Here is a 12,038-nt window from a genome sequence, read left to right on the forward strand (position 1 = left end):
CGGGTCTGGTCATCGGCCCCGCACTGCCGCCATACTGGCGCCGTGGAAGCGGTGAACGACTGGCTCCTGACGTGGGGCGATCATCTGTGGACCTGGGCCGTGCTCCCCGTGGTGGTCCTGCTCGGGCTGTACTTCACGATCCGGTCGGGCGTCGTGCAGGTCCGGCTCATCCCCGAGATGTTCCGCACACTCACCGACAAGACCCCGCGCGACGAAAGCGGGGAGCCGCAGTCGGTGTCGGCGTTCCAGGCGTTCACGATCTCGGCGGCCTCGCGCGTCGGCGTCGGCAACATCGCCGGCGTGGGCACCGCGATCGCGATCGGCGGGCCGGGCGCGGTCTTCTGGATGTGGCTGATGGCCTTCGTCGGCGGCGCGTCGGCGTTCATCGAGTCCTCGCTCGCGCAGCTGTTCAAGACGCGCGACGCCGACGGCTTCCGCGGCGGCCCGGCGTACTACATGGAGCGCGGCCTGGGCGCGCGGTGGATGGGCATCCTGTTCGCGGTGATCCTCATCATCTGCTTCCCCATCGCCTTCAGCTCGCTGCAGGCCAACACCATCCAGGCGACGATCTCGGGGAGCTTCGGCGACGATGCCGCCGCGTGGCTTCCGTGGGCGATCGGCGTCTCGCTCGCGGTGCTGATGGCCCTCGTGATCTTCGGGGGCGTGCGGCGCATCGCGCACGTGACGCAGGCGCTCGTTCCGGCGATGGCCCTGCTGTATCTGCTTCTCGGACTCGTCATCGTCGCGATGCACATCGACCGGCTGCCCGAGGTGTTCGCGACGATCTTCACGCAGGCGTTCGGCCCGAACGAGGTCGTCGGCGCGACCCTCGGCTACATCATCCTCACGGGCGTCAAGCGCGGCATGTTCTCCAATGAGGCAGGACTGGGCTCGGCCCCCAACGCGGGAGCGAGCGCGGCGGTCACCCATCCCGTCAAGCAGGGTCTCGTGCAGACGCTCGGGGTCTACTTCGACACGTTCCTGGTCTGCACGATCACGGCGTTCATCGTGCTGGTCTCGGTGCCGGATCTGGCGAACGCCGAGCGAGGAATCAGCCTCACCCAGGGCGCGATCTCGAGCACGCTCGGCGAGTGGTCGAACATTCTGCTGAGCATCGTGATCTTCCTGCTGGCCTTCAGCTCGATCCTCGGGAACTACTACTACGGCGAGTCGAACATCGAGTTCATCACTCCCCGACGCGGCGTCCTGACCGGCTTCCGGATCGTCGCGGTCCTGGCCGTGCTCGCGGGCGCTGTGGTCTCGGCGGATGTCGTGTGGAACTTCGCGGACGGGGCCATGGGCTTCATGGCGCTCGTGAACCTGTGGCGATCGGCCTGCTGTCCGGGATCGCGTTCCGGCTGCTCAGGGACTACACGCAGCAGCGGCGCGAGGGCCGCGACCCCGTGTTCACCCGCGACCGGCTCCCCGGCGTGGCGCGCATCGAGGTGTGGGAGGACGAGCTGTCCGTCACCGGTCCTCTGGACCTGCCGACCAAGCGCCACCAGGCCGACAAGCACCGCGACCACCTGCACCACGCCCCGCACAGCGAGGAGTGAATCCGGCCCGCGTGGACAGCTGACACGCCGGGGGCCCACTGCGCACGGCGCTCCTGCGCTAGCGTGAGCGACAGCCATCATCGTCGATGGCTCACCGCCGCTCGGTGCCCGACCGACGGCAGGCGCAGATTCTCGTGGAGCGGGAGGATCGTCACCGATGACCGGAGTCACTCGACGGACCGTCGTGAGAGGCGGAGCGTGGGTCGTGCCCGCCATCGCGGTCGGCGTCTCCGCTCCCGCCATGGCGGCCAGCCCGACAGGCCCGGTCATCCCGGACCTCCAGATCGTCCCCGAAGCCAGCTTCACGTGCTGCAGCGGCACACCCATGGACATGCAGCTCGTTCTGCAGTTCACGAATCCTTCCACAGGCACGGTCGTGCCCGGCTCCCGATGGTGCGTCGACCAGATCCAGCTGGACACGAACAACAATCCGATCGTCTGGGTAGGACAGTTCTGCGGTGAGGTGGGCGGGCTGCCGGTGGGACCGGTCATCATCTGCGACACGCCGGAATGCACCACCAGCCTGATCGCGCGCATCTATCGGGAGGGAACCACCGACTATCAGCTCGTGGCGATCGCGGGACAGGACTTGCCGCAAGGCACCGGCTGCGGATGCTCGTCTTGACCAGGCGCCCAGCGTGCGAGCGTCGGGACGACCGAGGCACCTCGGCATGACCGCGTGGCCGCGGCTAGCTGACCGCATTCGCGCCGTCAAGCCCTCGGTCGCCGCATCCGGGCGGACTCTATCGTGAGCGCATGACATCGACGCACAAGCACGTCGCGCGAAAGGCCGAGTCCACACCCGCCTTCCGCGCCCTCGCCCGTGTCGGCTTCGCCGCCAACGGCGTCGTCCACATCCTGATCGGCGCGATCGCGTTCGCCGTCGCCTTCGGCGGCGGCGGCGAGAGCGACCAGTCCGGCGCGATGACGGCCATCGCGCAGGCCCCGCTCGGATTCGTCCTGCTGTGGGTGCTCACGATCGGGCTGCTCGCCCTCACGGTGTGGTACATCGTCGAAGGAGTCCTCGCCCGCGGTGACGGGACGTCGAAGTGGGGCGAGCGGCTGGCCTCGTGGGGACGCGCGATCGCCTATCTCTCCCTGGGCATCGTCGCGCTGACCTTCGCGCTGGGCGGGTCGAGCGACAGCGAGGAGAGCACCGAGAGCACGACCTCGGGCATTCTGCAGCTGCCCGGTGGCCCGTTCATCGTCGGCGCCGCGGGGGTCGGGGTTCTCGCGATCGCCGGGTACTTCGTCTTCAAGGGCGTGACCCGCAAGTTCGAGGAGCAGATCTCGATGCCCGGCGGAACCATCAGCACCGGCGTGCGCGCACTCGGCACGGTCGGGTACGTCGCGAAGGGCATCGCGCTGGGCGTCATCGGCGTGCTCCTGATCGTCGCCGCCGTCCAGCTCGACCCCGAGAAGGCCGCCGGCTTCGACGGCGCTCTCAAGACGCTTCTCGGCCTGCCGTTCGGCCCGTGGCTGGTGGCGATCATCGGCGCCGGGCTCATCGCCTACGGCGTCTACCAGTTCGCGCGCGCCCGATACGCGAAGCTCTGACGCAGCCGGCGGCGCCCTCGCCGCGACCGGCGGGAACAGGAGTTCTCGCGCGGACAGGAAAGATCCCGCGGAATCGTCCTGATTCCACGGGATCTCCTGTTTCGGCGGGGCGCCGCTATGCCGTGAGCACCGCGACGGCCTCGCCGGCGGCGACCGTCTGGCGGTCGCCCGTGCGGCGGTCCCACACCTCGACCTGGCCGTCGGCGGCGCCGCGGCCGACGATGAGGATCCTGGGAACGCCGATGAGCTCTGCGTCGCCGAACTTCACGCCGGGCGACACCTTCGGCCGGTCGTCGAACATGACGTCCATGCCCGCCGCCTCGAGGTCGGCCGACAGCTTCTCGGCGAGCTCGAACGCGACCGCGTCCTTGCCCGTCGCGACGATGTGCACGTCGAACGGCGCGACGGATGCCGGCCACACCAGGCCCTTGGCGTCGTTGTTGAGCTCGGCGATGATCGCGAGGATGCGGGTGACCCCGATGCCGTACGAGCCCATCGTGACGGTGACGAGCTTGCCGTTCTCATCGAGGACCTTCAGCCCCAGCGCCTCGGCGTACTTGCGGCCGAGCTGGAAGACGTGGCCGATCTCCATGCCGCGCGCGAGGTGCACCGGACCCGAGCCGTCGGGTGCCGGGTCGCCCTCGGCGACGTTCGCGACCTCGACGAAGCCGTCGGCGGCGAAGTCGCGGCCGGCGACCAGCGAGTGCACGTGCTTCTGGTCGATGTTGGCGCCGGTCACCCACGCGGTCCCCTCGACGACTCGGGGGTCGAGCAGATAGCGGATGCCGGTGGCCGACTCCTCGCCGAGGATCGCGCCCTGCTCGGACCACGGGCCGATGTAGCCCTTGACCAGCAGCGGGTGCTTCTCGAAGTCCTCGGGCGTCGCCGCCTCGACGGTCGCCGGGGCGAAGGCGACCTCGGCGCGCTTGTCGTCGACGTCGCGGTCGCCGGGGACGCCGACGATGACGAGCTCGCGCGTGCCGTCGAGGTGGGTGAGGGCCAGCACGACGTTCTTGAGCGTGTGCGCGGCGTTCCACTCCGTCGCGCCGTCGGTCGCCGGGCCCGCGATTCCGGGTGCCGGGGCGTCGAGGTGCGCATTGCAGTGGTCGACGAGCGTCTGGATCGTCGGCGTGTTCGGCGAATCGAAGATCACCGGCGCCGGCAGGCCGTCCAGGACGATCGGCGCGGGGACCGTCGTCTCGTACGCCTCGACGTTCGCGGCGTAGCCGCCCTCGGATCGCACGAAGGTGTCCTCGCCGACGGCGGTCGGGTGCAGGAACTCCTCGCTGCGCGAGCCGCCCATGGCTCCGGCATCCGCCTGCACGATGACGTACTCCAGGCCCAGGCGCTGGAAGATGCGCTCGTACGCGTCGCGCTGCGCCATGTAGCTCTCGTCGAGCCCCGCATCGGTGTAGTCGAACGAGTAGGCGTCCTTCATCGTGAACTCGCGGCCGCGCAGCAGGCCTGCGCGGGGACGCGCCTCGTCGCGGTACTTGTCCTGGATCTGGTAGATCGACAGCGGCAGGTCCTTGTACGACGAGTACAGATCCTTCACCAGCAGCGTGAAGACCTCCTCGTGCGTGGGCGCGAGCAGGTAGTCGGCGCCCTTGCGGTCGTGCAGGCGGAAGATGCCGTCGCCGTACTCCTCCCACCGGCCGGTCGCCTCGTAGGGCTCGCGCGGCAGGAGGGCCGGGAAGTGCACCTCGTAGGCGCCGGCCGCGCTCATCTCCTCGCGGATGATCTGCTCGACCTTGCCCTTGACCTTCAGGCCCAGCGGCAGCCACGCGAAGATTCCCGGCGCCTGACGCCGGATGTAGCCGGCGCGCACGAGCAGCCGGTGGCTCGTGACCTCGGCGTCGGCGGGGTCTTCACGGAGCGTGCGGACGAAGTAGTGCGAAAGACGGGTGACCACGAGGGACAAGTCTAGGCGCGCGGATGCCGGGCGACCGGCGATCAGTCGATCGCGGGCATCCTCATCGGGTCTGCCGCGTCGTCTCAGTCGCCGATCAGCATCGGCACCGACGGCGCTCCCGTCGCCTGCTCGACCGCCGCGGCCGAGGCGGCCGCAGGGCTCGCCTCGGCGGAGGCCCATCCCCCCAGCAGCATGACGGCGACGGCGAGGGCGAAGGGGACACGGAAACGACGGCGCATGGGCTTGACCCTAGAGCACGCGCCCCAGCACCCCGCGCATCCTGTGGACAGCCGACTTGACGCGTCGCTCTCTTGCGTGTGCAATATATTGCATGCCGATTCCGCCCGAGATGCTCGCGCCGCGCCCGCTGCTGCGCGACGAGGTGTTCGCACGCCTGCGCGACGCGATCGTCGACGGCACACTCGCCCCCGGCGAGCAGCTGCGCGACGGTGACGTCGCGGTCTGGCTCGGCGTCAGCCGCACTCCGGTCCGCGAGGCGCTGCTCGAACTGGGCCGCGCGGGGCTCGTGCGGGCGCTCCCCGGCCGATCGACGGTGGTGGCGCCCCTCGAGGAGCGGAGTCTGCGCGACGCCCAGGCCGTGGTCGCGGCGATGCACCGCCTCGCCGTCCAGCAGGCGGTGCCGCTGATGACGGCCGCCGATCTCGAGCGCATGCGCGAGGCGAACGCGCGCTTCGCCGCCGCGCAGGAGGCCGGCGACGCCGACGCGGCCCTCGCGGCCGACGAGGACTTCCACGCCGTCGCCCTCGATGCGTGCGGCAATGCCGCGGCGCGCGCCGTCATCGCGCAGTACGAGCCGGTCCTGCACCGCGCCGAGCGGCTGCGCTTCGCGTCGGTCGAAGGCCGCGACTCCATCGCGCGGCATGCGCGGCTGATCGACCTGTGCGCCGCCGGCGACGCCGACGGGGCGGCGTCCGTCGCCGAGCAGACCTGGCAGTCCCTCACCGTCGAGGCGCCCGGAACAGAAGACACCGAGCCCCGACCCGAGGAGACCCCGTGAAGCTCGAAGAGTTCCCCCGCCACCCGCTGACCTTCGGGCCCAGCCCCCTGCAGCACCTCAAGCGCCTCACCCAGCACCTGGGTGGCGCCCAGATCTGGGCCAAGCGCGAGGACGTCTCGAGCGGACTGGCGTACGGCGGCAACAAGGTGCGCAAGCTCGAGTACATCGTGCCGGATGTCCTCGCCTCGGGCGCCGACACCCTCGTCTCGATCGGCGGCTACCAGTCCAACCACACCCGCCAGGTCGCCGCGGTCGCCGCCCACCTGGGTCTGAAGGCGCGCCTGGTGCAGGAGAAGTGGGTGCCGTGGGATGACCCCACCAACGACAAGGTCGGCAACATCCTGCTCTCGCGCATGATGGGCGCGGACTCGCGCCTGGACGACCACGGATTCGACATCGGCATCCGCGACTCGTGGAAGGACGCGCTGCGCGAGGTCGAGGAGGCCGGCGGCACGCCGTATCCGATCCCCGCCGGCGCCTCGGAGCACCCGCTGGGCGGCCTCGGGTTCGCGAACTGGGCGTTCGAGGTCGCCGAGCAGGAGACCGCCCTCGGGATCACCTTCGACACCATCGTGGTGTGCACCGTGACCGGCTCCACCCACGCCGGGATGATCGCCGGCTTCGCCGCCCTCGAGGACCTCACCGGCGTCAAGCGCCGCGTGATCGGCATCGACGCGTCGGCGACGCTGGAGAAGACCCGCGACCAGGTGGCGCGCATCGCCCGGAACACCGCCTCGCTGATCGAGCTCGGCCGCGACCTGCGCGACGACGAGATCCAGGTGCTCGAGGGCTGGGCGGGCGACCTCTACGGTATCCCGGTCGAATCCACCATGGACGCCATGGCCCTCGGCGCGCAGCTGGAGGCGATGATCACCGACCCGGTGTATGAGGGCAAGTCCCTCGCCGGCCTCATCGACCTCGTGAAGAGCCGCGACATCCCCGCGGACTCGAACGTGCTCTACGCCCACCTGGGCGGCCAGCCCGCGATCAACGCGTACCACTCGCTCTGGTCGTAGGACAGCGGGTCGGGCGCCCTGCACGGGACGCCCGACCCGTCAAGGCGTTGGTGCCCGCCACGGCCATGTGGCAAGTTGGGGACGTACCCGGACCCACGACACCAGTCTCGCCGCCGCACGCCTGAATGTGAGGGAGCCCGCATGACCGCCTCCGCCGAGCCGGCACCGTACACGTCGTCGATCCCGATCCTGACCCAGCAGCCGTTTCCCGACACCCCCGGCAGGCCGGCGCCGGAGTGGTTCAAGACCGCGGTGTTCTACGAGGTGCTCGTGCGCTCGTTCAAGGACCACGACGGCGACGGCACCGGCGACCTGCGGGGTCTGATCGACAAGCTCGACTACCTGGAGTGGCTCGGGGTCGACTGCCTGTGGCTCCCGCCGTTCTTCCCGTCGCCGCTGCGGGACGGCGGGTACGACGTGTCCGACTACACCGGGATCCTGCCGGAGCTCGGCACGACCGACGACTTCCAGGAGTTCCTCGACCAGGCGCACGTTCGCGGCATCCGCGTGATCATCGACTTCGTCATGAACCACACCAGCGACGCGCATCCGTGGTTCCAGGCCAGCCGCAGCGACCCGGAGGGTCCGTACGGCGACTTCTACGTGTGGAGCGACACCGACGAGCTGTACGAGGACGCCCGCATCATCTTCGTCGACACCGAGCCGAGCAACTGGACCTGGGATCCGGTCAGGCAGCAGTACTTCTGGCACCGGTTCTTCTCGCACCAGCCGGATCTGAACTTCGACAATCCGAAGGTGCACGACGCGATGCTCGACGCCATGCGGTTCTGGCTCGACATGGGACTGGACGGATTCCGCCTGGACGCCGTGCCGTACCTGTACGAGCGCCCCGGCACCAACGGCGAGAACCTGCCCGAGACCCACGAGTTCCTCAGGAAGGTGCGACGCATCGTCGACGAGGAGTACCCGGGTCGCGTACTGCTGGCCGAGGCGAACCAGTGGCCGGCCGACGTCGTCGACTACTTCGGCGACCCCGAGGTGGGCGGCGACGAATGCCACATGTGCTTCCACTTCCCGGTGATGCCGCGCATCTTCATGGCGGTCCGGCGGGAATCGCGCTACCCGATCAGCGAGATCCTCGCCGACACGCCGTCGATCCCCGCGGGATGCCAGTGGGGCATCTTCCTGCGCAACCACGACGAGCTCACCCTCGAGATGGTCACCGATGAGGATCGGGACTACATGTGGAACGAGTACGCGCACGATCCGCGCATGAAGGCGAACATCGGCATCCGGCGGCGCCTCGCCCCGCTCCTGGACAACGACATCGACCGCATCGAGCTGTTCACCGCGCTGCTGCTGTCGCTGCCCGGCTCACCCGTCCTCTACTACGGCGATGAGATCGGCATGGGCGACAACATCTGGCTCGGCGACCGCGACGGCGTGCGCACGCCCATGCAGTGGACCTCGGACCGCAATGCCGGGTTCTCGACCGCCAACCCCGGCAGGCTCGCGCTGCCCATCGTGCAGGATCCCGTGCACGGGTATCTCGCCGTCAACGTCGAGGCGCAGATGGAGAACCGGTCGTCGCTGCTGCAGTGGACCCGCCAGATGATCCACGCGCGCAAGCGGCACCCGGCGTTCGGGCTGGGCAGCTTCAACGACCTCGGCGGGTCGAATCCATCGGTGCTGACGTACTCGCGCGAGCACACGAACGAGGACGGCACCGTCGACGTCATCGTGTGCGTCAACAATCTCTCGCAGTTCCCCCAGCCCGTCGAGCTGGACCTGCGGCGATTCGAGGGGCTCGTGCCCGTCGAACTCATCGGCGGGGTCCCGTTCCCCCGCATCGGCGAGCTGCCGTACCTGCTGACACTCGGCGGGCACGGATTCCTCTGGTTCCAGCTGCACGAACCGGCCGAGGATTCAGAAGAGATGGGGCTGCTGTGACCGCGATCGATCCTGCTCTCCTGGAGGGCTACCTGCTGCGCACCCGCTGGTTCGGCGGCAAGGGCCGACCGTTCGAGGTATCGCACGTTCGCACCCTCGCCGAGCTCTCCGCCGGCGCGGCGGGCCCGGACGTCACCGTGTACCTCATCACGGTCGACTACTCCGATGAGGAGGGCGGAAGGGAGCTCTACCAGGTACCTCTCGCCGTCTACGGCGACATCGAGGAGCGGGTCGGGCACGCCTATGTCGGCCCCCTCGAGACCGACACCGGGGTGCGCCACCTCTACGACGCCGTCCACGACCGGGACGCCATGGCGCTGTGGCTCGAAGGCTTCATCGCGGCCGAGCGCGACGGGTCCGCAGACGTCGGCGGCCTGCGCTTCCGCCGGGTCTCCGGCGGCCAGGCACTGGACCCCACGCTCCGGTCCTCGGCGATGACCGGCGAGCAGTCGAACTCGTCCGCACGCTTCGACGACACCGCCATCATGAAGGTCTTCCGCAAGGTGAGCCCGGGGATCAACCCCGACATCGAGATCCATGAGGAGCTTACGCGCGGCGGCTCGCCGCACATCGCCGAGCTGTTCGGCTGGATCGAGGCGGACCTCGACGGCGAAGTGCTCCACCTGGCCATGCTGCAGGAGTTCCTGCGCACGGCGACCGACGGGTTCGAGCTGGCGGTCGGGAGCGTGCGCACGGTGCTCGTCGACCCGACCCAGAGCCTCGCCGGCTCCGGCGGCGACTTCGCCGGAGAGGCGGCGCGCCTGGGCGAGGCGCTCGCCGAGGTCCACGCCCTGCTGCGCGCGCGCTTCCCCGCGGAGCGGCGCGGGGCCGAGGCCGCCGCCGAGCTCGCGGAGGCGATGTCGCGGCGCCTCGATCGTGCGATCCGCACGGCCCCCGAGCTCGAGCCATACGCCGAGCGGCTCCGCGCCGTGTACGCGGAGGTCGCGGCGCTCGACGGACTGGACGTGCAGCGCGTCCACGGCGACCTGCACCTCGGGCAGACGCTGCGGACCGCTCACGGCTGGCGGATCGTCGACTTCGAGGGCGAGCCGGGACGGCCGTTCGACGAGCGGGCCCTGCCCGATTCGCCATGGCGCGACGTCGCGGGCCTGCTGCGCTCGTTCGACTACGCACCCGGCGTCATCGAGATGTCGATGGCGGCGCCGGGCGAGGACGCCGCGGGCGACGAGGAGAGCCAGCGCGCGGAGCGCTCTCAGGAGTGGTCGCAGAGCGCCCGCACCGCCTTCCTCGACGCGTACGTCGCGGCGTTGAGCGCCGCCGAAGACGAGGAAGACGTCTTCGCGCGCGAGCAGCGCGTGCTGCTGGACGCGTACGTGGCCGACAAGGCCGTGTACGAGGTCGTGTACGAGAAGCGCAACCGCCCGACGTGGACGGGGATCCCGCTGGCCACGCTCGAGCGGATCGGCGCTGACTGAGGTGCTGACCACCCGCCCCGAACCGTCGGCGGCCGGCCGCCCGGCGCCGCGGACGGCATCGGCGCACCCCCTACACTGACCACGTGCCCGCCCGTCGTCCACGACTCGTCTCCGTTGCGAGTGAGGAACTCGAGCACGCGTTCGCCGAGATCCGGCGGACGCTGTCGCTGCCCGGGGAGTATCCGGCCGAGGCGGTGGCGGAGGCCGAGCGCGCCGCGCGCACGGTGCCGGTCGACCCGGCGGCGTCGGGCCTGGCCGATCTGCGCGACATCGAGTTCCTCACGATCGACCCCGACGGGTCCACGGACCTCGACCAGGCGCTGCATCTGGAGAGGACGCCGTCCGGCGGCGGCGTGCTGCACTACGCCATCGCGGACATCCCCGCCTTCGTCGAACCCGGCGGCGACCTGGACGCCGAGACGCGCCGGCGCGGCCAGACGCTCTACGCCGCCGACGGCAGCATCCCGCTGCATCCGCACGCCATCGGCCAGGACGCCGCGTCGCTGCTGGCCGGACGCGACCGACGGGCGTACGTCTGGCGGTTCGAGCTCGACGACGGTGCACGCCCGCTCGCGACCACGCTGACACGAGCGGTCATCCGCTCCCGGCGGCAGTGGAGCTACGCCGAAGCGCAGGCGGCGTTCGACGACGGCTCGGCGCCGCCCAGCATCGCCGAGCTGTCGTGGTTCGGGCACGCTCGCCGGGATCGCGAGAGCGAGCGCGGGGGCGCGAGCCTGAACATCCCCGAAGTCGAGATCGAGGTCGAAGACGGCGGCTACCGCCTGCGGCACCGCGCCATCCGGCCGGTCGAGGCGTGGAATGCGCAGGTGTCGCTGCTGACCGGCATGGCGGCGGCGCGCATCATGCTCGACGGTGGCGTGGGGATCCTGCGCACCATGCCCGCCGCCGAGCCCGACGACATGGCCGCGTTCCGTGCGAAGACCGTCGCCATCGGCATCCCGTGGCGCTTCGGCACCCCCTACGGCGACTACCTCGGCTCGCTCCCCGGCGCGGATGCCTCGGCCCTCGCGATCAAGGACGCGGCGGGTGCGCTCTTCCGCGGCGCCGGTTACGTCGCGTTCGACGGCGAACCACCGGCCGATCCGGTGCAGGCCGCGGTCGGGGCGCCGTACGCGCACACCACCGCCCCCATCCGGCGCCTCATCGACCGCTGGTCGCTCGTCATCTGCGAAGCGCTCGCCAACGGACGCGAGGTTCCCGGCTGGGCCCGCGAGAGCCTGCCGCAGCTGCCGAAGCTGATGGGGCGCGCGATCGAGCGCGCGAACCGGCTCGAGAACGCCTCGGTCGACCGCGTCGAGGCCGCCGTGCTCAAGGGCCACGAGGGCGAGATCTTCCGGGGCACCGTGCTCGGCGCCCGCGACGACGGGGCGCGCGTGCAGCTGTCGCGCCCGCCGTCGGCGATCAAGGTCCCGGGGCTCGACGCGCCCGCCGGCTCGCCGGTGAGGGTGCGGCTCACGTCCGCGGACGTGTCGACCGGCGAGGTCGCGTTCGCCCCGGTCGACGCCTGACCGTCCGGGCGGGCGCGGTCGCCGAACGTCGGAGAAGCCCGTATCCGCCGGACGATTCGGTCAGGATCGCCCGACGGATACACGGCTTCTCCGACGGACGAGG

9 protein-coding genes and 1 pseudogene are annotated in these 12,038 nt (G+C 70.5%); 8 read left to right on the forward strand and 2 right to left on the reverse strand.

The genetic code is table 11. The features are described from left to right. Positions 1 to 42: 42 nt before the first annotated feature. The 3 genes and pseudogenes from P0L94_07525 (at position 43) to P0L94_07535 (ending at position 3,113) form a co-directional block, all read left to right on the forward strand. Positions 43 to 1,421 (forward strand): annotated as a pseudogene (locus P0L94_07525) (alanine/glycine:cation symporter family protein). A 340-nt stretch (positions 1,422 to 1,761) separates the two neighbouring features. Continuing rightward, on the forward strand, positions 1,762 to 2,181 hold the full coding sequence (locus tag P0L94_07530; protein WES65915.1) for a hypothetical protein: 420 nt from the start codon (positions 1,762 to 1,764) through the stop codon (positions 2,179 to 2,181). 131 nt (positions 2,182 to 2,312) lie between these two features. Continuing rightward, positions 2,313 to 3,113: a DUF1206 domain-containing protein gene (locus P0L94_07535; protein WES65916.1), complete on the forward strand. Its 801-nt coding sequence runs from the start codon at positions 2,313 to 2,315 to the stop codon at positions 3,111 to 3,113. Between the two features lie 115 nt (positions 3,114 to 3,228). Here the strand turns inward: P0L94_07535 and P0L94_07540 are convergent, their stop codons facing one another. Both P0L94_07540 and P0L94_07545 read right to left on the reverse strand, forming a co-directional pair. Continuing rightward, a complete protein-coding gene (locus tag P0L94_07540; GenBank protein WES65917.1) occupies positions 3,229 to 5,025 on the reverse strand; it encodes a proline--tRNA ligase in 1,797 nt (598 codons plus the stop codon). A gap of 83 nt (positions 5,026 to 5,108) precedes the next feature. Continuing rightward, positions 5,109 to 5,264 carry a hypothetical protein gene (locus P0L94_07545; GenBank protein WES65918.1) on the reverse strand — a complete coding sequence of 52 codons (156 nt, stop codon included), beginning with the start codon at positions 5,262 to 5,264 and terminating at the stop codon, positions 5,109 to 5,111. Between the two features lie 92 nt (positions 5,265 to 5,356). Between P0L94_07545 and P0L94_07550 the strand changes: the two genes are divergently transcribed. The 5 genes from P0L94_07550 (at position 5,357) to P0L94_07570 (ending at position 11,935) form a co-directional block, all read left to right on the forward strand. Beyond that, complete coding sequence (locus tag P0L94_07550; GenBank protein WES65919.1) at positions 5,357 to 6,043, forward strand: GntR family transcriptional regulator; 687 nt, start codon at positions 5,357 to 5,359, stop codon at positions 6,041 to 6,043. Then, positions 6,040 to 7,059, forward strand: coding sequence for a 1-aminocyclopropane-1-carboxylate deaminase (locus tag P0L94_07555; GenBank protein WES65920.1), 1,020 nt, complete (start codon positions 6,040 to 6,042; stop codon positions 7,057 to 7,059). The genes P0L94_07550 and P0L94_07555 overlap by 4 nt, the downstream gene beginning before the upstream one ends. 141 nt (positions 7,060 to 7,200) lie before the next feature. Next, the gene (gene treS / locus P0L94_07560) at positions 7,201 to 8,970 is read left to right on the forward strand and encodes a maltose alpha-D-glucosyltransferase (GenBank protein WES65921.1); all 1,770 of its coding nucleotides are present in this window, start codon (positions 7,201 to 7,203) and stop codon (positions 8,968 to 8,970) included. After that, on the forward strand, positions 8,967 to 10,406 hold the full coding sequence (locus P0L94_07565) for a phosphotransferase (GenBank protein WES65922.1): 1,440 nt from the start codon (positions 8,967 to 8,969) through the stop codon (positions 10,404 to 10,406). The genes treS and P0L94_07565 overlap by 4 nt, the downstream gene beginning before the upstream one ends. A gap of 83 nt (positions 10,407 to 10,489) precedes the next feature. Then, the gene (locus P0L94_07570; GenBank protein ID WES65923.1) at positions 10,490 to 11,935 is read left to right on the forward strand and encodes an RNB domain-containing ribonuclease; all 1,446 of its coding nucleotides are present in this window, start codon (positions 10,490 to 10,492) and stop codon (positions 11,933 to 11,935) included. Positions 11,936 to 12,038: the final 103 nt, after the last annotated feature.

It is taken from the genome of Microbacter sp. GSS18 (assembly GCA_029319145.1).
Classification (GTDB): domain Bacteria; phylum Actinomycetota; class Actinomycetes; order Actinomycetales; family Microbacteriaceae; genus Microbacterium.

What these genes read in the sequence shown, in the direction of transcription:
- P0L94_07535 (WES65916.1), top strand. Translation starts at nt 2,313, where the DNA reads ATGACATCGACGCACAAGCACGTCGCGCGAAAGGCCGAGTCCACACCC.
- treS (WES65921.1), top strand. Translation starts at nt 7,201, where the DNA reads ATGACCGCCTCCGCCGAGCCGGCACCGTACACGTCGTCGATCCCGATC.
- P0L94_07550 (WES65919.1), top strand. Translation starts at nt 5,357, where the DNA reads ATGCCGATTCCGCCCGAGATGCTCGCGCCGCGCCCGCTGCTGCGCGAC.
- P0L94_07545 (WES65918.1), bottom strand. Translation starts at nt 5,264, where the DNA reads ATGCGCCGTCGTTTCCGTGTCCCCTTCGCCCTCGCCGTCGCCGTCATG.